Origin of the sequence: Pseudoclavibacter sp. CFCC 11306 (genome assembly GCF_008831235.1) — a bacterium.
GTDB lineage: Bacteria > Actinomycetota > Actinomycetes > Actinomycetales > Microbacteriaceae > Pseudoclavibacter_A.
Genome location: NZ_WBKF01000001.1, coordinates 477,470 through 497,758, shown reverse-complemented (window position 1 = coordinate 497,758; position 20,289 = coordinate 477,470). Strand labels below are relative to the sequence as shown.

The 20,289-nt window shown below is 66.4% G+C and carries 14 protein-coding genes; 13 read left to right on the top strand and 1 reads right to left on the bottom strand.

Features of this window, described 5'->3' with window-relative positions; translation table 11 throughout:
* Positions 1 to 105: 105 nt before the first annotated feature.
* The 3 genes from F8O09_RS02205 to F8O09_RS02195 all read left to right on the top strand — a co-directional run bounded on the left by F8O09_RS02205 (position 106) and on the right by F8O09_RS02195 (position 4,095).
* On the top strand, positions 106 to 657 hold the full coding sequence (locus tag F8O09_RS02205; protein WP_192497518.1) for a YceI family protein: 552 nt from the start codon (positions 106 to 108) through the stop codon (positions 655 to 657).
* 238 nt (positions 658 to 895) lie between these two features.
* On the top strand, positions 896 to 2,986 hold the full coding sequence (gene pta, locus F8O09_RS02200; protein ID WP_158053785.1) for a phosphate acetyltransferase: 2,091 nt from the start codon (positions 896 to 898) through the stop codon (positions 2,984 to 2,986).
* Positions 2,983 to 4,095: an acetate/propionate family kinase gene (locus F8O09_RS02195; protein WP_158031214.1), complete on the top strand. Its 1,113-nt coding sequence runs from the start codon at positions 2,983 to 2,985 to the stop codon at positions 4,093 to 4,095. Before pta ends, F8O09_RS02195 begins: the two co-directional genes overlap by 4 nt.
* On the opposite strand, the gene F8O09_RS02190 is transcribed toward F8O09_RS02195, so the two are convergent.
* A complete protein-coding gene (locus F8O09_RS02190) occupies positions 4,028 to 4,753 on the bottom strand; it encodes a GntR family transcriptional regulator (RefSeq protein ID WP_158037721.1) in 726 nt (241 codons plus the stop codon). The two genes, F8O09_RS02195 and F8O09_RS02190, sit on opposite strands and share 68 nt — an antisense overlap.
* Positions 4,754 to 4,830: 77 nt before the next feature.
* Here F8O09_RS02190 and F8O09_RS02185 point away from each other — a divergent pair, with 77 nt between their 5' ends.
* The 10 genes from F8O09_RS02185 to rpsT all read left to right on the top strand — a co-directional run bounded on the left by F8O09_RS02185 (position 4,831) and on the right by rpsT (position 20,281).
* Positions 4,831 to 6,726, top strand: a complete 1,896-nt coding sequence (locus tag F8O09_RS02185) for a DEAD/DEAH box helicase (protein ID WP_158053784.1) — start codon at positions 4,831 to 4,833, stop codon at positions 6,724 to 6,726.
* A 216-nt stretch (positions 6,727 to 6,942) separates the two neighbouring features.
* Complete coding sequence (locus F8O09_RS02180) at positions 6,943 to 8,427, top strand: cytochrome ubiquinol oxidase subunit I (RefSeq protein WP_192496664.1); 1,485 nt, start codon at positions 6,943 to 6,945, stop codon at positions 8,425 to 8,427.
* 18 nt (positions 8,428 to 8,445) lie between these two features.
* Positions 8,446 to 9,480, top strand: coding sequence for a cytochrome d ubiquinol oxidase subunit II (gene cydB, locus F8O09_RS02175; RefSeq protein WP_158053783.1), 1,035 nt, complete (start codon positions 8,446 to 8,448; stop codon positions 9,478 to 9,480).
* Between the two features lie 143 nt (positions 9,481 to 9,623).
* Positions 9,624 to 11,387: a thiol reductant ABC exporter subunit CydD gene (gene cydD / locus F8O09_RS02170; protein WP_158053782.1), complete on the top strand. Its 1,764-nt coding sequence runs from the start codon at positions 9,624 to 9,626 to the stop codon at positions 11,385 to 11,387.
* On the top strand, positions 11,384 to 13,168 hold the full coding sequence (gene cydC / locus F8O09_RS02165) for a thiol reductant ABC exporter subunit CydC (protein ID WP_158053781.1): 1,785 nt from the start codon (positions 11,384 to 11,386) through the stop codon (positions 13,166 to 13,168). The genes cydD and cydC overlap by 4 nt, the downstream gene beginning before the upstream one ends.
* Positions 13,169 to 13,219: 51 nt before the next feature.
* Complete coding sequence (gene leuS / locus F8O09_RS02160) at positions 13,220 to 15,751, top strand: leucine--tRNA ligase (protein WP_158053780.1); 2,532 nt, start codon at positions 13,220 to 13,222, stop codon at positions 15,749 to 15,751.
* Between the two features lie 164 nt (positions 15,752 to 15,915).
* Positions 15,916 to 16,602: a helix-hairpin-helix domain-containing protein gene (locus tag F8O09_RS02155; protein WP_158031221.1), complete on the top strand. Its 687-nt coding sequence runs from the start codon at positions 15,916 to 15,918 to the stop codon at positions 16,600 to 16,602.
* The gene (locus F8O09_RS02150; protein ID WP_158053779.1) at positions 16,599 to 18,842 is read left to right on the top strand and encodes a ComEC/Rec2 family competence protein; all 2,244 of its coding nucleotides are present in this window, start codon (positions 16,599 to 16,601) and stop codon (positions 18,840 to 18,842) included. The genes F8O09_RS02155 and F8O09_RS02150 overlap by 4 nt, the downstream gene beginning before the upstream one ends.
* A 57-nt stretch (positions 18,843 to 18,899) precedes the next feature.
* Positions 18,900 to 19,910: a DNA polymerase III subunit delta gene (holA, locus tag F8O09_RS02145; protein WP_225732811.1), complete on the top strand. Its 1,011-nt coding sequence runs from the start codon at positions 18,900 to 18,902 to the stop codon at positions 19,908 to 19,910.
* A 110-nt stretch (positions 19,911 to 20,020) separates the two neighbouring features.
* Positions 20,021 to 20,281: a 30S ribosomal protein S20 gene (gene rpsT, locus F8O09_RS02140; protein WP_158031224.1), complete on the top strand. Its 261-nt coding sequence runs from the start codon at positions 20,021 to 20,023 to the stop codon at positions 20,279 to 20,281.
* Positions 20,282 to 20,289 lie beyond the last annotated feature (8 nt).

Genomic DNA, 20,289 nt, shown 5'->3' with positions numbered 1-20,289 from the left:
AGTTGCAGATTCCGCTTGCGCTGGTGCATTCATGTGGATACTGTTGTAGATACAACCACTGATGTGCGGACGAACGCCCGACATCTCAATGAAGGAGCAGACATCATGACCCAATCCGCAATCGCAGGCTTCACCTCGGGCACGTGGCAGATCGACCCCACACACAGCAGCATCGGCTTCAGCGTGCGTCATCTCGTCACGAAGTTCCGCGGCAGCTTCACCGACTTCTCCGCAACTCTCACCACGGGCGACGACGTGCTCGATTCGACCGTGAGCGCCGATATCAAGGCCGCGAGCATTTCGACCGGCAACCCCGACCGCGACGTGCACATGCACGCGCCTGACTTCTTCGACGTCGAGAACCACCCCGAGCTCACGTTCCGTTCGACTGCGGTGCGGTACGACGGCGATGACCTGGTGGTCACCGGAGACCTCACGCTGCGCGGAGTCACGAAGAGCGTCGACTTCCAGGTCGAGGTCGGGGGCATCACGACGAGCCCGTACGGCCAGACCGTTCTGGGCATCGAAGCCGACACGACGATCAAGCGCGAGGAGTTCGGACTGGAGTGGAACAGCGCCCTTGAGACCGGCGGCGTGCTGCTGGGCAGCGATGTGAAGATTCACATCGAGGCCGAGTTCGTGCTCGACCAGCAGTGATCGTCTGCCGCCGGCCGCGCTGAGCCGGTGACAGACCACGACGGCCACGGGAGATCCTGAGATCGATCCCCGTGGCCGTCGCCGTGTCTGCAGTCTGAGGCTGACGCGGCAGCGTGGTGCGCGGCTTCACGAAGAGTTCACGGAATGGCCGTTCGAACCCCGGGCGAGCTGTGGGGCACGTTCTGTGGGTGCGATAGTCTGGAGGGGCACCGACGCACAACGAACAGATGGAGATCTCATGCCCGACGGACTGCTCATCACTGGTGTGGGGGAGACCTCTGGAAAGTCGCTGGTCACCATCGGGCTGCTGCGCCAGGCTGCTGCTCGGTACGCTCGTATCGGCTTTCTGCGGCCGATCACGTCTGCTGACAAACCGACCGAGTCGCGCATCGTCCAGCTGGCCGAACAGCTGCTTCCCGAAGGCGCTCTGACCGCTGTCTCGGTCATGACCGCGGCGCATGCCGAAGAGCTGGTGGCCGACGATCGCACAGACGAGCTCATCGCCGAATGCCTCGGTGCCTTCGAGAGGCTCGCCGCCGAAGTCGACTTCGTCATCATCGAGGGCACCAACGCCATCACCGTGCCCGTGCACGGTGAGCCAGACGTGAACGTCGCTCTCGCGCGGCACCTCGACGTGCCGCTGCTTGCGGTCGTCGACGGCTTCGGCCGCAGCGCCGCTCGTGTCGCCGCCGCGGTCTCGCTCACACGGCAGCGACTTCGCCAGGCGCGTTCCACCCTGATGTGCATCGTGGTCAACCGCGTCTCACCTGAGGTCATCGACGAGGCCCGCACGCTGATTCCCTCGGGGTCGCTCGGGCGTCCCGTCTACCTGCTGCCCTATGTCGAGAGCCTCTCGTGGCCGAGCGTCGAAGAGACGGCAGAAGCCATCGAGGCGCTGCGCATCGGCACCAATGGCGACGCCGATCATCTGGTGCGTCGCATCACCGTGGCGGCTATGGAGGCCGAGCACGCGCTCTCCGTCATCGGTTCGGGAGCGCTCGTTGTCGTGCCCGGTGACCGCGTCGAGCTCATCGAAGCGGTGCTCCAGGCCGCCCTCGCCCCAGAGGCCGTGATCATCAGCGGCGACTTCGACATCTCAGAGCGCCTGCAGCGCGTCGTCGCCGCGGGCAGCATCCCCGTCTACTGCAAACGCGCCGACACCTTCGCCGTCGCACAGGCCGCCAGCCGGGTTCGCGGCGAGATCGGTGCAGGCAACCCGACCCGCACTCGGCAGGCGCTGAAGACTTGGGACGAGCACGCCGACGGCGCCGAGATCCTCTCGCGTTTCGAGTTGTCACTGCGCGACGTGACCACCCCCGAGCGCTTCGCCTACGAGCTCGCCCGTCGAGCCCGTGCGGCTCACGCTCGAATCGTGCTTCCCGAGGGAGGCGACCCTCGCATCCTCACGGCAGCTGCAGAGATCGCGAAGCAGGGTCTCGTCGATCTCGTGCTCTTGGGCGACCCCGACGAGGTGGCGAAGCTGGCGCGTCTGCACGGGGTGAGTCTCGATGGCATCGAGATCATCGACATCGATCAGTCTCCGCTGCTCGACGAATTCGCACAGACCTACCAGCAGCTGCGCGCCCACAAAGGCGTGACGCTCGAACAGGCGGCACAGCAAGTCCGCGACCCCAGCTTCTTCGGCACTCTGCTGGTGCACTCGGGGCGGGCCGACGGAATGGTCTCGGGCGCGATGCACACGACCGCCGACACGATCCGTCCCGCCTTCCAGATCATCAAGACCCGGCCCGGCGTCCGCGAGGTCTCGTCAGTGTTCCTCATGTGCCTGCCCGATCGGGTGCTAGTCTATGGCGACTGCGCCGTGATTCCGAACCCGACGCCCCAAGAGCTCGCCGGCATCGCCGTGGCCAGCGCCCAGACGGCGGCCGCCTTCGGCATCGAACCTCGGGTGGCGATGCTGTCGTACTCGACCGGAACCTCAGGACACGGCTCATCGGTCGACGCTGTGCGCGAGGCCACCGAGCTGGCTCGCGCGGCCGCACCCGAACTGCCGATTGAAGGGCCGATCCAGTACGACGCCGCCAGCAACCTGAAGATCGCGGCTGGCAAACTGCCCGACTCGCCGGTCGCCGGGCGCGCGACGGTCTACGTGTTCCCCGATCTGAACACGGGCAACAACACGTACAAAGCGGTGCAGCAGTCGAGCGGCGCGATCGCCATCGGGCCGGTGCTGCAGGGGCTGCGCAGGCCCGTCAACGATCTGTCCCGCGGCTGCACCGTCGATGACGTGGTCAACACCATTCTGGTGACGGCCGTACAGGCGGGGGCCACGAAAGCCGCCGAGACGCAGAAAGAGGACAACGCATGAGCATGCTGCTGGTGAACGCGGGTTCGTCGAGCCTGAAGCTGAGCGTCGCCGATCAGGACGAAGTCGTCTACAACCGCACGGTTGCGACGCCGCCGGCCGAGATCACCGACGAAGCGTGGGCCGAGCTGATCGCCGACTTCTCTTCGGTGAGCGGCGATATCGAGGTTGTCGTGCATCGCGTGGTGCACGGAGGTCGTCTCTTCGGTGAGGCCGCGATCGTCGACGACAAGGTGATGGCCGGCATCGAAGAGCTCACCGATCTGGCGCCGCTGCACCAGCCGCCGTCGGTGGCGACTCTTGAACGGCTGCGTGCGCTGCTGCCGGAGGCGACGCAGATCGCCTGTTTCGACACTGCGTTCCACGCCAGAATGCCCGCCGAGGCCTATACCTACGCGATTCCTCGTGAGTGGCGCGAGGGTCTCGGCGTGCGCCGGTTCGGCTTCCACGGTCTTGCACACGAGTACAACGTGCGCGAAGCTGCACGCATTCTCGATCAGGATCTCTCCGAGCTGCACATCGTCAGCGCGCACTTGGGCTCGGGTGCCTCCCTGACGGCGGTGCGCGACGGGCACAGCGTCGACACCACCATGGGCTTCACTCCGCTGGAGGGTCTGGTCATGTCGACCCGTTCCGGCACGATCGACCCAGCGGTGTCGGCATGGCTCGTGGCGAACACCGGCCTGAGCGTTCGCGAGGTCATCTCGCGGCTTGAACGCCAGTCTGGTCTGCTCGGCCTCGCCGGTGACACGCACATGGGCAACATCGTGAACCGTGCGCATGCCGCCGAGCCTTCGGCACAGCTCGCGCTGGCCGTCTGGGCGCATCGTGCGGCAGGCATGATCGGGCAGATGACGATCGCTGCTGGTGGGCTCGACGCGCTCGTGTTCAGCGGCGGCATCGGCGAGAACTCGCCGGCTGCACGCGCACTCGTGCTCGAACGTCTGCGCCCGCTCGGCGTTCGCTTCGACGAGCGGCTCAACCGCCGCAACGAGATGAACAGCCAGATTCAGACCGAAGGCTCGTCGGCCGCGATCATCCTGGTCAAGACTCGCGAGGACGTGACGATGATCCGGCAGGCCGAGGCCCTCCTGTGGCAGCGCGATCACTGATCGCCTGCTGCGCGTAGCGCAGATAGGCCTCGGTGTTTCGCTCGCGATGAGCTCGGATGAAGGCCTCGACCTCGTCGGGAGAGGTCTTCTTCTCGAGCATCTGCAGCAGGTGTTCGTGCTCTTCGACCAACCCGTCGACACGCCCGGGCAGCAGGCCGAAGACGGCGCCTTTGACGGCGGCGGCCTTCGCCCAGCCCTCGTTGAGCGTCTGCATGAGGTATCGGTTGGGGCAGTCGCGGTAGAGCACGCGGTGAAAGAGCGTGCTGAACCGGTTGGCCTCGGCGAAGCGTGACGCCTTGAGCGCCTCGATCAGATGGCGGTTGTAGAAGCGGGCCTCGTCGATGGTCTGCTGCCGGATGTGCGGAACGGTCTGTGCGACGGCAGCGCCTTCGAGCACCGAGAGCGTCGACATCATGTGCCGGTATTCCTGCGGCCGGAAGTCGGTCACCTGCGCACCGACGTTGTGAGCGAATGTGACCAGGCCCTCTGACTCGAGCAGCCGGATCGCCTCGCGAACCGGAACCGGAGACATCTTGAGCTCACGAGCCAGCTGTGAGATGACGAGACGCTGGCCTGACTGCAGTCTGCCTGCGGCGATCGATCGCTTGATGGCGTCGCGCGCCTGCAACGCCTTGCTGTTCGTCTGCTGCTCGGTCATCGTGTTCTCCCTCAGGATCCCGCGTCAGTCGCAGTCCTCGATGACTGCCGTGATCATAATAGGACAGTCCCGAGGAAATGCCCGTCGGCAGGCCGCAGACCCACGGAATCACCGGCCCCGACCAGAGCGGCCCACGTCGGCCTGACAGGCGCACGTCGTCGGCTGCGGGTACAATCTCTGCCGTGCACCCCCCAATCGACTTCGGCAACGCGTCTGCCCGCGATCTGCCCCCGGCCTACCCGCGCCGTGCGGCACGAGGCACCGCGAGTCGGCTGCGCGCCTGGCAGGCTGAGGCTCTTGAGCGGTACTTCGCCGAACAGCCCAGAGACTTTCTCGCCGCAGCGACCCCTGGAGCGGGCAAGACCACTTTCGCACTGCAGCTGGCTGCAGGACTGCTCGATCAGGGGACCGTCGATCGTGTGCTGGTCGTCGCGCCCACCGAGCATCTGAAGCGACAATGGGCCGAGGCCGCAGAGCGAGCGCTCATTCGCCTCGACCCGAACTTCCGCAACGCCGATCGCGTCTTCGGCTCGCACTACGTGGGCGTGACGGCAACCTATGCACAGGTCGCCGCCAACGTCGAGGTGCACAAGGCGCTCGCCGAGGCGAAGCGCACCCTGGTGATTCTCGACGAGGTTCATCACGGCGGTGACGCACTGAGCTGGGGCGACGCCATTCGCGAGGCCTACGCGCACGCCACACGGCGTGTCTGTCTGACTGGTACGCCGTTCCGCTCTGACGAAGCGCAGATACCCTTCGTCACCTACGAGCCGCAGCCCGACGGCTCGAAGATCTCACGCGCCGACTACACCTACGGCTACGGCCGTGCCCTGCACGACGGCGTGGTGCGCCCGGTGATCTTCCTGACCTACGCCGGCAACATGCGCTGGCGCTCCCGCAGCGGTGACGAGATGAGCGCCGATCTGGGCGCACCGGCGACCAAAGACATCATCGCCCAGGCCTGGCGCACGGCGCTCGACCCGCGCAGCGACTGGATCGGCTCGGTGCTGCGTGCGGCGGATGCTCGGCTCACGCAGGTGCGTCGGGGAGTGCCCGACGCCGGCGGGCTCGTGATCGCGACCGACCAGACGCAGGCTCGGGCCTACGCCGGCATCCTCAAACAGATCACGGGGGAGTCGGCGACCATCGTGCTGAGCGACGAAGACGGCGCCAGCGATCGCATCGAAGAGTTCTCGGCAGGACAGCAGCGCTGGATGGTCGCCGTGCGCATGGTGTCGGAAGGCGTGGACGTGCCTCGGCTGGCGGTCGGCGTCTACGCGACGAGTGCGAGTACGCCGCTCTTCTTCGCCCAGGTCGTCGGGCGATTCGTGCGAGCTCGCAAACGAGGCGAGACGGCCACCATCTTTCTGCCCAGCGTGCCCGGTCTGGTGGGGCTGGCACACGAGCTCGAGGTCGAGCGCGACCATGTTTTGGGGGGTCCGAAAGACCGGGACGACGACGGTCTCGAAGACTCGCTGCTCGAACAGGCGAACCAACGCGAGGCCGCATCCGACGATCTGCTCGACGGCGTCGACTTCGAGCCGCTCGAGGCCCAGGCCGCCTTCGACCGAGTGCTCTTCGAAGGTGACGAGTTCGGGTCGGGCGCCGAAGCCGACAGCTTGGAGGAACAGGACTTCCTCGGTTTCCCCGGCCTGCTCGAACCCGACCAGGTGCGCTCGCTGCTGCGGTCTCACCAAGACGAGATCACGAAACGCAAACAGCGCAGGGCGGCGGCGACGCCCGAGACCGAGGCCGCGTCGAACGAGCCGCTCTTCAAACAGCTGAAGGCCAAGCGAGCCGAACTGCACCAGGCGGTCTCGGTCTGGGCGCAGATCAGCGGCGAGTCGCACAGCAGCATTCACTCCAGGCTGCGGCGCATCAGCGGTGGCCCTGCGGTGCCGCAGGCAGATCTCGGGCAGCTGCAGAAGAGGCTGCAGACCGTTCGCGGCTGGATGCACCGCGGACGTCGCTGACGCGCAGCGCCGCTCTTCGCCATCCTGGCGCCGAACGTCGTGTCAGCACGGCGCAGAAGCACTCGATTCGAGCTGTGACAACGTCGATTCGTCTCGATTCGACACAGGTTAGGGTCGTCTACTTTGCACTTGTATACAAGCCGGAGTAACGTCTCCAACAGGTGTCGCCGACAGGTGTCGGAGACCGAAATTTCACTGGAGTGAAGAGGAACGCACATGACCGATACATTGGCCGTGCTGCAGAGCGACCCCACGGCACTGGCGCTGGCGCGCTGGCAGTTCGGGCTGACGACTCTGTACCACTACCTGTTCGTGCCGCTGACGATCGGGCTGATGCTCATCGTCGCGATTATTCAGACCGCTTGGGTGCGCACCGGCAAGGTGAAGTACCTGCAGCTGACGAAGCTCTTCGGCAAGATCTTCCTGATCAACTTCGCCATGGGCGTGGTGACGGGCATCGTCCAGGAGTTCCAGTTCGGGCTGAACTGGTCGGAGTACTCGCGCTTCGTCGGAGACATCTTCGGCGCCCCGCTGGCCATGGAGGGGCTCTTCGCCTTCTTCTTGGAGGCCACGTTCATCGGCGTCTGGATCTTCGGCTGGAACAAGGTGTCGAAGGGCGTGCACCTCGCTTCGGCGTGGCTGACGTCGATCGCGACCATCCTCTCGGCCTACTTCATCATCGCCGCCAACTCGTTCATGCAGAACCCGGTCGGCTACGAACTGAATCCGAACCGAGGGCGCGCAGAGCTGACCGACATCGGCCAGGTGCTCACGAACCCGGTTGCGGTTTCGGCGTTTCCGCACGCGATCACGGGCGCAGTCGTGTTCGCCGGCGCAGTGATCGTAGCCGTGAGCGCCTATCACCTGCGGCGCAATCAGCATGTCGAGACGATGCGCACCGGCCTCAAGATCGGTGCCTGGTCGGTGCTCGCGGGCTTCGCGGGCGTCTTCCTGAGCGGCGACCAGCTCGGCCTGGCCATGGTGCACACCCAGCCCATGAAGATGGCGGCTGCCGAAGCGATGTTCGAGACGAGCACTGGCGCAGACGCCTCATTCTCCGTCTTCACCCTCGGCACGCCCGACGGCCACAGCGAGCTCTTCTCTCTGCGCATTCCCTATCTGCTGTCGTTCCTCTCGACGCACACGTTCAACGGCACTGTCGAGGGGCTGACCGATCTGCAGGCGAAGTACACCCAGCAGTTCTGCACGGATGCGCTGAACCCTGCACTGACGTGCCCGACTGATGGGTCGTTCATGCCGGTGCTCTGGATCACCTACTGGAGCTTCCGCTGGATGATCGGTCTGGGAGCGTTCAGCGCGCTGATCGCTCTGGTCGCGCTGTGGATCACCCGCAAGAAGAGCCGCATCACGGTGCCCGACTGGTTCTGGCGTGTCGCCATCTGGGCCGCTCCGGTGCCTCTGCTCGCCAACCTCGTCGGCTGGGTCTTCACCGAGATGGGTCGACAGCCCTGGATCGTGTTCGGCCTGATGACCACCGAACGTGCGGTCTCGCCGAACGTGCCGGCGTGGTCGGTCGGCCTGTCGCTGGCCTTGTTCACCTTGGTCTACGGGGCACTGGCAGTCGTTGAGTTCAAACTCATCAAGAAGGCGGCTCAGGCCGGTCCGCCAGAGTTCGACGCAGACCACAGCGGAGATGAGACCGCAGAGGTCGATCCCCACAAACTGGCGATCACGTACTAGTAATGGAGATTTGATCAAATGACTCTCGAAATTCTCTGGTTCTTCATCGTCGGGGTGCTGTTCGTCGGCTACTTCGTGCTCGACGGCTTCGACTTCGGCGTGGGCATGTCGCTGCCCTTCCTCGGCAAGAACGACACCGAGCGCCGGCAGATCATCAACACGATCGGCCCGGTCTGGGATCTCAACGAGACCTGGGTGATCGTGGCTGGCGCCTGCCTGTTCGCCGCCTTCCCCGAGTGGTACTCCACTCTCTTCAGCGGTGCCTACCTGGCACTGGTGCTGATTCTGATCGCGTTGATCTTCCGAGGCGTCTCGTTCGAGTACCGCCACCAGGGCCACCACGAGAACTGGAGCAAGTGGTTCGACTGGTTCATCGTGATCGGCTCTGCCGTTCCCGCCCTGCTGTGGGGTGTGGCGGTGGCCAACATCGTCAACGGTCTGCCGATTCTGAAGGTCGAGCACTCGTTCGTCTATCAGGGCACACTGCTGACGCTGCTCAACCCGTACGCACTGCTGGGCGGTCTGACCACGCTGCTGCTGTTCTTCACGCACGGAGTGCAGTTCGTCGGCCTGAAGACCGACGGCAAGGTCAAGGCACGCGCCCATCGGCTGGGCCGCTCACTCGGCCTGATCACCATCGTCATCGCGGCGCTCTTCCTGCTGTGGACCAACATCGCGCACTTCTCGCCGCTGGTGCTCGTGCTCTCGCTGCTCGCCGCTGTGACGCTGATCATCAGCTACTGGTGCAACTGGATCGAGCGTGACGGCCTCGGCTTCACCTTCACCGCTCTGACCGTCGTCTTCGCGGTGCTGGCGCTGTGGATGGTGCTGTTCACGAGCTACCCCGAGCACATGGTGATGCCGAGCACCTACGGTCTCGAGAACAGCCTGACGCTCACGAACGCCTCGAGCTCGACGAACACACTGTCGTTCATGACCTGGGTGGCGGCATTCGCTCTGCCGGTCGTGCTGCTTTACCAGGGCTGGACCTACTGGGTGTTCCGCAAGCGCGTTCGCCGCGTCGACATCGAGCAGGCGGCCGTGGCGCACTGACACCCCAGCTGCCGGAACGAACCGCTCCAATCGTCTGCACGACTACACTGTTGTGGCAGGCGAGGGGAGCGGTTCTTCCGTCTGCAGGACGCAGCCACCTGGGGCGTGGGGCTGCGCAGAGATCTTCGAACACGAGGTGAACCATCAAACCCATCGACCCCCGGCTGCTGCGCCGGGCAACGGCCGCCCGAGGCTACCTGCTCGTCAGCGGGCTCATCGGTCTGCTGCAGATCGCCTGCATTCTGGTCTTCTCATGGGCGGTGGCACAATGCGTGGCCGGTGCGCTCATGCAGCATCTGACCTGGAACGAGAGTCTGCACCTGGTCGCACTCGCCGCGGCCGCCCAGGCGATTCGTGCCCTGCTGGCATACGCGTGGAACGTCTCCTCAGAGTTCGCCGCGGCAAAGGTCAAAGCCCAGCTGCGTGAGCAGATGGCTGAACGGTTCGCGGCACTGGGCCCCGCCTGGCTCGCCAGCCGCTCCGCTCCGCAGCTCACGACCGTCTATGGGCGTGGTCTGGATGCGCTCGACGGCTACTTCTCGAAGTTCCTTCCGCAGCTGGTGCTCACGGTCATCTCCGTGCCGGTCTTCCTGTTCGTGCTCTGGCGTGAAGACCTGCCGTCTGCGATCACAGTGGGCGTCACCCTCCCGCTGATCCCGATCTTCATGATCCTGATCGGCTGGTACACCCAGCGGGTGCAGAACTCCGAATGGGAGGCCTCACGAACACTCTCCGGTCACTTCGTCGACGTCGTCACCGGTCTCTCCACGCTCAAAGTCTTCGGGCGGCAGTGGCACCAGCGTGACGTGATCTCGACCGTGACCGACCACTACCGCCAGCGCACCATGCGCGTGCTGGGCATCTCGTTCATGTCGGGCTTCGTGCTGGAGCTCGCGTCGACCCTGGCGGTCGCACTCGTCGCCGTGTCGATCGGCACACGTCTCATCGGCGGCGAGATCGATCTCTACACCGGTCTCTTCGTCCTGCTGATCGCACCAGAGGCCTTTTCTCCGCTTCGCCTCGTGGGCTCGCATTACCACGCGGCCACCGAGGGCATCTCGGCCGCCGACGACGCGCTGAGCGTGCTCGACGAGCCAGATTCTCGGCCTGGGGCGCACCCGGCCACCCCGATCCGCAGCGCCAGGCGCGACGCGACCACGGCATCCGCAGAGTCACCGTCGAGCCGCAGACCCGCAGACCTGCGACTCGAAGACATCTGCGTCTCGCGAGGCGACGTCGAGCTGCAGCCGGTCACGCTGCGCGCCGAGGCAGGCCGGCTCACCGTGGTCAGCGGTCCGTCGGGAGCCGGTAAGAGCAGCATCTTCGCGGCGCTGCTCGGCTTCGCGCCGGCGACGGGTCAGGTGATCTGGCAGGGCGAACGCATCGACCTCGAACGAGACGCGCCGCTGCGGCCCTTCATCGCCTGGAGCGGACAGCGCACTGATCTCTTTCCGGGAACGATCGCGAGCAACATCGCCCTCGGGCTCAACTCGGGCGACCACGTCGATGCCGATCTGCTGCGGCGCTGCCTGAGGCTGGCCGGCGCGGGTCGGCTCGATCTCGACCAGGTGATCGACCCTGTCGGCGGAGGCATCTCGGGCGGGCAGGCCCAACGCGTCTGCATCGCGCGCGCCTACTACCGCGCCTTCTCGCACGACTGCCGCATCGTCCTGCTCGACGAGCCCACGAGCGCCGTCGACGAGCAGACCGAACGCGAGATGATCGCCGGTATGCGCACCATGGCGCAAGACGGGCGCGTGGTCGTCGTCATCAGTCATCGTCCGCGTGTCATCGCTGCGGCGGATGCTCGGGTGTCGATCGCCGCGCAGCCGACGGGCCGCGCAGGCGGTGCGGTGGCGAGCGCATCCTCGGCGTCGCGTGACGAAAGAGACGGAGTGGTCGCATGAATCGTGGCAGGACTCTGCTGCCGGCACCCGGCGTCGACGAGCGGCTTGCCAGACTCGCCACCCCAGACCCGAAGCGTTTCTGGGCAGGTGTACTGTTCGGCGTGCTGAGCGCCGCGGCCGCCATCGGGCTGACCTGGGCCAGCGCCTACCTCATCTCGGCGAGTGCGCTGCGCCCGCCCATCCTCACGCTGATGGCGATCATCGTGAGTGTTCGGGTCTTCGCGCTGGGACGCGCATCGTTCCGTTACATCGAACGTCTGCTCAGCCACGACGCCGCGTTCCGCATGCTCGGGCGACTGCGTGTCGGTGTGTTCGAGCGACTCATACCGGGTGCGCCTGCGAACCTCTCGCATCTAGGCCGGGGCGATCTGATGAGCCGCTTCGTGTCGGACATCGACGATCTGCAGGATCTTCCCCTGCGCGTCTGGCAGCCGCTGCTCACTTCGCTGCTGGTGAGTGCCGTCACGACCGCGCTGCTCGCACTGATCTCTCCGATGGCGGGTCTCGTGCTCGCGCTGAGCCTGATCGGCGCCGCGGTGTTGGGCGGCGTGCTGCCTGAGCGGGCGACCTCGGCTCGCACCCGAGACGCGGCGCCGGTGCGTGCCGCGCAGAACGAGCACATGCTGCGCATGCTCGAGTCGATGGACGTGCTGACGGCCTACGACGCGCTCCCGCAGGCTCAACGCGAGGCTCAGAGTCTGGCGCGGCGGCAGTCGGTGATCGACCGCTCGCGTGCCGCCACACAGGGGCTCGTCGATCTGTGCCTGACCGGATTCACCGGCATCGCTGTGATCGGCGCGATCTGGGCAGGCGGCACCGATCTGCAGGCCGGAGCCTTTCCCGGCAGCTGGCTGGCGGTGCTGGTGCTGGTGCCGATGACGATCTTCGACGTCTTCTCCCAGGTTCCGACCGCCATGACGGCGATCGAGAAGGTGCGTGTCGCCTCGCACCGCATCGGTGCGGTCATCGACGACGGCAGACGGCTCAACGGCGGGGCCGACGATGCCGGTTCCGGCGCGGGTGCAGACGGGGATGCCGGAGCCGAGCCCGCACCGCAGGCAGACGAGCGAGCATCCGCATTCGCGTCACTGCAGCTGCGAGACGTCAGCATCGGCTGGCCGGGAGCCCCGATCATCGCCCAGGGCATCGACCTCGACCTGAGGCCTGGCCGCCGTGTGCTCATCACCGGTGCGAGCGGTGCAGGCAAGAGCACGCTCGCTGCCACACTGGTGCGCTTTCTCGACCATCGCTCCGGAGGGTATGCGATCGATGCGCAAGACGTGCGCGACCTCGGCGGCGACCGCGTCCGTCGCGTCGTCGGTCTCTGCGAGCAGCGACCGCACCTGTTCGCGTCGACGGTGCGCGCCAACCTGCTGCTGGCGCAGCCCGAAGCCGAAGACGACCTGTTGCTCGCGGTTCTGCGCCGTGTGGGACTCAATGATCTGATCGAGTCACGCGAGGGTCTCGACACGGTGGTCGGAGAGAACGGACAGCTGCTGTCGGGCGGGCAGGTGCAGCGCCTCGCATTGGCACGGGCTCTGCTCGCAGAGTTCCCGGTGATCGTCTTCGACGAGCCCACGGCCAACGTCGACCCGGAGCTCGCAGACGAGCTGCTCGTCGATCTGCTCGCCATCGCTGGAACGCACGGCAGCACGAGAGACGGTCAGGCTCCCGCGGTCGTGCTGATGAGTCACGATCGGGTTCCCTCGGCGCTGGTCGACGAACATCTGCATCTGGCCGACGGGCGGCTCACGCGGGTCGACGCGGTCGAACAGGCGTGATCGAGTAACCTTGAGGCGGTCTGCCTCGTTTCCGACAGACCAGCGCGATCCATGAGAACAGGTGAAGAAGAGTTGAGCGACGAGACGGCAGAACAGCCAGAGTACGACTTTCGCAGACTGCAGCAGAAGTGGCAGCCCATCTGGGCCGAGCAGCGGCTGTTCGACGCCGAACGGGCGGTGACCGAGCACCCCGATCGACCGCGCAAGTACGTGCTCGACATGTTCCCCTACCCGTCGGGCGATCTGCACATGGGCCATGCCGAGGCGTTCTGCTACGGCGACATCGCGGCGCGCTACTGGCGTCACCGCGGCTACAGCGTGCTGCATCCGATCGGCTGGGACTCGTTCGGCCTGCCCGCCGAAGACGCTGCGATCAAACGCGGCATCAATCCGCGCACCTGGACCTACGACAACATTGCGCAGCAGAAGCGCAGCTTCGAGACCTACGCGCCGAGCTTCGACTGGTCGCGTGAGCTGCACACCTCCGACCCGGAGTACTACCGCTGGAACCAGTGGCTCTTTCTGCAGATGTACGAGCGCGGGCTGGCGTATCGCAAAGACTCCTGGGTCAACTGGGACCCGGTCGACCAGACCGTGCTGGCCAACGAGCAGGTGCTCGCCGACGGCACCAGCGAACGCAGCGGCACCATGGTCGAGAAGAAGAAGCTCACGCAGTGGTATCTGAAGATCACTGACTACGCCGATCGGCTTCTCGACGACCTTGATCGACTCGAGGGTCACTGGCCGGCCAAGGTGCTGCAGATGCAGCGCAACTGGATCGGACGCTCGTACGGTGCAGACATCGACTTCCGCATCGAGGGCCGCGAACAGCCGGTCACCGTGTTCAGCACACGGCCAGACACGCTCTATGGGGCCACCTTCATGGTGGTCGCGCCGGAGAGCGATCTCGCAGCGGAGCTCGTCTCGGCCGCCAGCCCCGAAGCACGAATGCGTTTTCAGGACTACCTCGAGCGCACCCAGCACGCCACGGAGATCGAACGGCAGGCATCTGACAGGCCGAAGACCGGCGTGTTCCTGGAACGCTATGCGGTGAACCCGGTCAACGGCGAACGTCTGCCCGTCTGGGCTGCCGACTACGTGTTGGCCGACTACGGTCATGGCGCCGTGATGGCCGTGCCCGCGCATGATCAGCGTGACCTCGACTTCGCTCGCGCGTACGATCTGCCGGTGCGGGTGGTGGTGAGCAGCGACGATGATGACCCCGCCGAGAGCGGTGTGGCCGTCACCGGCGACGGAGTGCTGACCAACTCGGGCCCGCTCGACGGCCTGCACAAGGACGAGGCGATCGCACAGGTCATCGAGAAGCTCGAAGCCGACGGCACCGGTCACGGCACGAAGACCTACCGGCTGCGCGACTGGCTGATCTCTCGCCAGCGCTACTGGGGCACGCCGATTCCCGTGCTGCACGCCGAAGACGGTTCGCTGGTGCCCGTGCCCGAGTCTCAGCTGCCCATCGAGCTGCCCGACACCGAGGGTCTCGACCTCAAGCCCAAGGGCACGTCGCCACTGGGCGCCGCCACCGACTGGGTGCACACGACGCTGCCCGGCACCGACGAGCCTGCGCTGCGCGACCCGGACACGATGGACACCTTCGTCGACAGCTCGTGGTACTACCTGCGCTTTCTCAGCGCGAACGATGCGACGCAGCCTTTCGACCCCGAACAGGCCCGCCAGTGGGCGCCGATCGACATCTATGTGGGCGGCGTCGAGCATGCGATCCTGCATCTGCTCTACTCACGGTTCATCACCAAGGTGCTGCACGACATGGGCTGGGTCGACTTCGACGAGCCCTTCACCTCGCTGATCAACCAGGGCATGGTGCTGCTCGACGGCTCGAAGATGTCGAAGTCGAAGGGCAACCTCGTCGAGTTCGCCTCCGAGCTGCGTGACCACGGCGCCGACGCGCTCCGTGTGACGCTCGCCTTCGCCGGGCCGGTCGAAGACGACATCGACTGGGCAGACGTCTCAGTGCAGGGCTCGGCGAAGTTCCTCGCTCGTGCCTGGCGCGTCGCTCGTGACGTGAGCAGCGCATCCGCCGCAGACGCCGCGGCTCTCAGCGACGGCGACCTGACTCTGCGGCAGGCCACGCACCATCTGCTGGCAGATGCGCCCGACCTGATCGAGGCGACGAAGTACAACGTGGTCGTGGCGCGTCTGATGGAGCTGGTGAACCTCGCCCGCAAGACGATCGATCGACCGCAGGGGCGTGGAGCCGCCGATCCCGCTGTGCGCGAGGCCGCTGAGGTGCTCGCACGTGTGCTCGACCTGTTCGCGCCCTATCTGGCCGCCGAGATGTGGCAGATGCTCGGGCATGAGGATGCCGTGGCTTTGTCGGTCTGGCCTGTGGCCGATCCGTCTCTGCTGGTTCGCCAGGAGGTCACGGCGGTCGTGCAGGTCAACGGCAAGGTGCGCGCCCGTCTTCAGGTCTCGCCCGAGATCGCTGAGAGCGAGCTGCAGGAGCTCGCGCTGGCGAACGAGCACGTGCAGGAGCTGGTGGGCGACCGCAGCATCCGCCGTGTGATCGTGCGCGCGCCGAAGCTGGTCAACATCGTGGTCGGCTGAGTCCCCGCCGTCTGACGGCGACGTGCCCCGGTCGGGCGGCGGAGTGATCTCACCCGCTGCCCACCGGGGCACGCCTGTGTGCACAGGCGGTGTCGGTCGTCCAACCTGTGCACAGCGGTGCCCAAGGCGGTGCGGGCAGATGGGCGATCGACCACAGTCGAGGCATGCCAGCTCCAGAGCATCCCACGACGTCGACCCGTTTTCTGCACGCTCGAGCCCTGATTCTGCTCGCCGTGCTCGCCTTGGTCGTCTGCGTGCTGCTCTCGGCCTGTCAGGGCTCGAGGCATTCGGTCGTCGAAGCCGGTCAGGACACAGCGTCTGACGGGGGAGACCTCAACGCTGCCTCGGGTGCGCCAGGCGAAGCGAATCGCACGCCGGGCGGTGACGACGGCGTGCACGTGCATGTCACCGGCGCAGTGCGTGCCCCGGGTCTGCATCGGCTCGATCCAGGGCTGCGCATCGCCGATGCCATCGAGAAGGCCGGCGGGTTCGCCGACGATGCCGACGTCGAGACGCTGAATCTCGCCCGTGTGCTGGTCGACGGCGAGCAGCTCGTCATCCCGCGTCGCGGCGAAGAGGCTCCTGCCGCATCGGCACCGAGCGGGTCCGCATCCGGATCGGCCGGCGCAGCATCCGGTGCGACCGCCGGCGGTGCTGGCAGCCAGATCAATCTGAACTCCGCGACGGCCGATCAGCTGCAGACGCTGCCTGGCGTTGGGCCCAGCACCGCGCAGAAGATCATCGACTCGCGGGCAGCCGAAGGCCCGTTCAGGTCGGTTGACGACCTGACCCGAGTGTCGGGCATCGGTGAGAAGACGCTGGAGAAGCTGCGCTCACGGGTGACCGTATGAGGGGCAGGAGGCGTTCGCTGCTGGCCTCACCGCAGCTGATCGAATGGCGGCAGCTGAGCGAGGTGCGGGGTGAACGCCCCAGATGGCGCGCTGGGACGGCGCTGCTGGCAGTGCTCGGCGGGTGGATGCTCGCGTTGAGCCAGGGAGCCGGGGAGCCAGCCGCGCGCAGCGAGCTGCGGCGCAGTCTCGAACTCTTCGATCCAGACTGGGCAGAGCAGATGCGGGCTGCGTTCGGCCGCATTCTCGCAGACCTTGGCGGGCTGCTGCCGCTGAGCCCCGAGGTCACCGGCCTGATCGGAGGCGTCTCAGTCGGCGTGGTCGACGGGCTGCCCGACACGACGGACGCGAACATGCTCGCCACCGGCCTCGCCCACATCACTGCGGTCAGCGGGTCGAATGTGGCGGTGCTCGTCGGCATGGTGCAGGGGCTGCTCGGGCTCATGCACACACCGAGACTCTGGCGCGGCGTGGGCGAGCTGGCCGGCATCTGGGGGTTCGTGCTGCTGGTGGGCGGGGAGGTCACCGTGCTGCGAGCGGCGGCCATGCTCACACTGGTCACGCTGCTGCGCCCGTGGAGCGGCGGCCGCGGCGTGGTCGGCATCTGCGTCGCCGTTGTGATCCTGCTGCTCTGGGAGCCGCAGCTTGCCGGCAGCGTCGCGTTCGGGCTGTCGGTGACGGCGACAGCTGGCCTGATGCTGTTCAGCGGACCGGTCGCCCGCTGGCTGTGTCGATGGATGCCCGAGGCGATCGCGAATCTGCTGGCGCCCAGTACGGCCGCACTGATGGCGTGTCAGCCGCTGCTCCTGCTGATCGACGGGCAGCCCGCGTCCGGTCACCAGCTGGCTGCGAATCTGCTGGCTCTGCCCGCAGTGCCTGCGGTGACGGTGCTCGGCGTGCTCAGCTGCCTCACAGCAGCGTGGGCACCGTGGCTCGCCGTCGTCTTCGCGATGCTTGCGGCTCCCGGCGGGTGGTGGATCGGTCAGGTCGCGGCGCACTTCAGCTCGCACCCGTTCGGCGCGATTCCATGGCCGTCCTGGCCAGCAGGCGGAATGGCGAGCGGGCTGCTGCTCGCGCTCTTGACCGTCGGCACCCTGATCGGATCCGGGCATGGGCCGACGTCAACTGCGTCTTCATCGACCGGCTCACGCCGATTGAGCATTCGCTCCTCAGTAGAACGACGAGACGACGAAGCGCACCGACCACGACGGCGCCGATCGCGACGGCATCGGCCGCGCCTGAACTGGCGGCGGCGCGTGCGGCTGGTCAGCTTTGGCGGCGCGCTGTTGGTGGCGACTGCGGCTGTGGCGGTCACCGGCATCGGCCACGTGCTGTCGGCCAGTCGGCTGCCGGTGGGCACGCCGATACTGCAGTGCGATGTGGGGCAGGGCGACGGCCTGCTCGTGCAGGGCTCCGGCGCAACCGTGCTGATCGACACAGGCGAGTCTGCGCAGAGGATCACCGACTGCCTGCGCGGGGCGCAGGTCACCGCAACCGACGTCGTCGTGCTGACACACTCGGACGTCGACCATGCCGGAGCCACCGAAGCGGTCGCGAAAGTGGCTCAGGTCGACACTGTTCTGATCCCCGACGTCGTCGACGCGAAGCTGGATCGTGCGGCCGGGCGGCTGCAGGCTCGTCGGGTCGTGCGTGCCGGCCTCGGCGACGCCGGGAGCATACAGGCGGTCTCCGGTCTCGACGATGCACGCAGCTCGACACAGCAGACACCGGCTGGGGCCGGCATCGCGTGGCGTGCCCTGCACCCCAAGAAGGCGGCGCCAGGTGCGGCAGGGGGCCGACCCGTGCATGACCCGAACGCCAGCAGTCTCGCGATGCTGATCGATCTGCCAGATCTGCGCCTGCTGACGCTCGCCGACCTCGACGCAGACGGGCAGCGATCAGTCGCTCGCGAGCTGTCTGCGCTCGGTGTGCGAAGAATCGACGTGGTGAAAGTCGCCCATCACGGTTCCGCCGATCACTGGCCGGGCCTCTACCTCGAGCTGCGGCCCACCCTTGGCCTGATCTCCTGCGGTCGGGGCAACTCCTATGGGCATCCGACGCCCAAGCTCCTGGCCACGCTGCAGCGCAGCGGCACTGCTGTTCGCCGCACCGATCAGCACGGCCGCGTGGCAGTGAGCGCCGAGCCTCCCGAGGTCTCGGAAGGCACGCGTGAGGCACCCCGTGCGCACGAATCGGCCAGAGGAGGTCAGCGGCTCGCGGTATGGTGTGAGCACGGCTGCTGAGCCGACACGACGTCGACCCGGCACACAGACAGAATCAGAGGGAAGACGAGGAGTCGCGTGGCGGCGAAGGGCAAGATCCAGCGTGCACGATGGAGCCAGGTGCGTCTCGCACCGATCGTTCTGCTGAGCGGCCCAGAAGACCTCTTGGCCGATCGCGCCCGACAGCTGCTGCGTGCCGCAGCGCAGCAGCAGGCGAGCGATCAGCAGCAGGAGGTCGAGTTCTCTGATCTTGACGCACGAGAGTACGCCTCCGGCTCACTGCTGAGCGTCGCGTCGCCTTCGCTGTTCGCTCAGCCGCGTTTCATCTGGGTCGATCACCTTGAGCAGATGACCGATGCCTTTCTGAGCGATGCGATCGACTACATCGGTCAGGCCGATCCCGATGTGACCGTGGTGCTGAGACATCGCAAAGGGGTCCGCGGCAAGAAGCTGCTGACGGCGATCCGCGATGTGGCCTCTGCGCTCGAGGTGGAGTGCGCAGAGCTCAAACGCGACGATGACAAGCAGACCTTCGTGCGAGAAGAGCTGCAGTTGGCGGGTCGGCGCATCGACCCCGATGCGGCTCGGGCGCTCGTCGACGCGTTCAGCGCAGACACCACAGAGCTGGCGGCCGCCTGCAGACAGCTCGTCGCAGACGTGACCGAGAACATCACTCGGGCTGACATCGACCGCTACTTCGGCGGGCGGGTCGAGACGACGGGGTTCGCCATCGCAGACGCCGCACTGGCGGGGCAGACCGCGAAGGCCCTGGTCTTGGTTCGACACGCCGGGCAGCAGGGCATGAACGCGGTGCCGATCGTCGCGGCGATCGCGACGAAGGTGCGCCTGATGGCCGCCGTCTGCGAGGTGCACGCCTCTCCGCAGCAGCTGGCCTCGAGGGTCGGGGGCGCACCCTGGCAGATTCGGCGTGCTCAGCAGGATGCGGCACGGTGGAATCCCGTGGAGCTGGGTCGTGCCGTGCGAGCGGTGGCCGACACAGACGCCCAGATCAAGGGGCAGTCCGTCGACGGCGGCTATGCTCTGGAGCGGCTCGTGCGCAGACTTGCGACACGACGCATCGGCAGTTGAGCGCCTGCCCCGGCGTTTGGTAGTGTAGATGCTTGGCCTGCACACCCTCGGTGTGATGTGTCCGTGTCGAACCCGACCGGGCTTACCAGAAGACTGACAGAAAGACGACAGTGGCGAACATTAAGTCCCAGAAGAAGCGCATCCTCACCAACGCCAAGCGCACTGAGCGCAATCGCGCGCTGAAGAGCGAACTGCGCACCCTCTCGCGTAAGACCCGTGAGGCCGTCGCAGCAGGCGACAAAGAGAAGGCTCAGGCCGAACTGCTCATCGTCTCGAAGAAGCTCGACAAGGCGGTCACGAAGGGCGTTCTGCACAAGAACACCGCTGCGAACCGCAAGTCGAAGCTGACCAAGCAGGTCAACTCTCTCTGAGTCTGAGA

What these genes read in the sequence shown, in the direction of transcription:
- F8O09_RS02205 (WP_192497518.1), top strand. Translation starts at nt 106, where the DNA reads ATGACCCAATCCGCAATCGCAGGCTTCACCTCGGGCACGTGGCAGATC.
- pta (WP_158053785.1), top strand. Translation starts at nt 896, where the DNA reads ATGCCCGACGGACTGCTCATCACTGGTGTGGGGGAGACCTCTGGAAAG.
- F8O09_RS02195 (WP_158031214.1), top strand. Translation starts at nt 2,983, where the DNA reads ATGAGCATGCTGCTGGTGAACGCGGGTTCGTCGAGCCTGAAGCTGAGC.
- F8O09_RS02190 (WP_158037721.1), bottom strand. Translation starts at nt 4,753, where the DNA reads ATGACCGAGCAGCAGACGAACAGCAAGGCGTTGCAGGCGCGCGACGCC.
- F8O09_RS02185 (WP_158053784.1), top strand. Translation starts at nt 4,831, where the DNA reads ATGCCCGTCGGCAGGCCGCAGACCCACGGAATCACCGGCCCCGACCAG.
- F8O09_RS02180 (WP_192496664.1), top strand. Translation starts at nt 6,943, where the DNA reads ATGACCGATACATTGGCCGTGCTGCAGAGCGACCCCACGGCACTGGCG.
- cydB (WP_158053783.1), top strand. Translation starts at nt 8,446, where the DNA reads ATGACTCTCGAAATTCTCTGGTTCTTCATCGTCGGGGTGCTGTTCGTC.
- cydC (WP_158053781.1), top strand. Translation starts at nt 11,384, where the DNA reads ATGAATCGTGGCAGGACTCTGCTGCCGGCACCCGGCGTCGACGAGCGG.
- leuS (WP_158053780.1), top strand. Translation starts at nt 13,220, where the DNA reads ATGAGAACAGGTGAAGAAGAGTTGAGCGACGAGACGGCAGAACAGCCA.
- F8O09_RS02155 (WP_158031221.1), top strand. Translation starts at nt 15,916, where the DNA reads ATGCCAGCTCCAGAGCATCCCACGACGTCGACCCGTTTTCTGCACGCT.
- F8O09_RS02150 (WP_158053779.1), top strand. Translation starts at nt 16,599, where the DNA reads ATGAGGGGCAGGAGGCGTTCGCTGCTGGCCTCACCGCAGCTGATCGAA.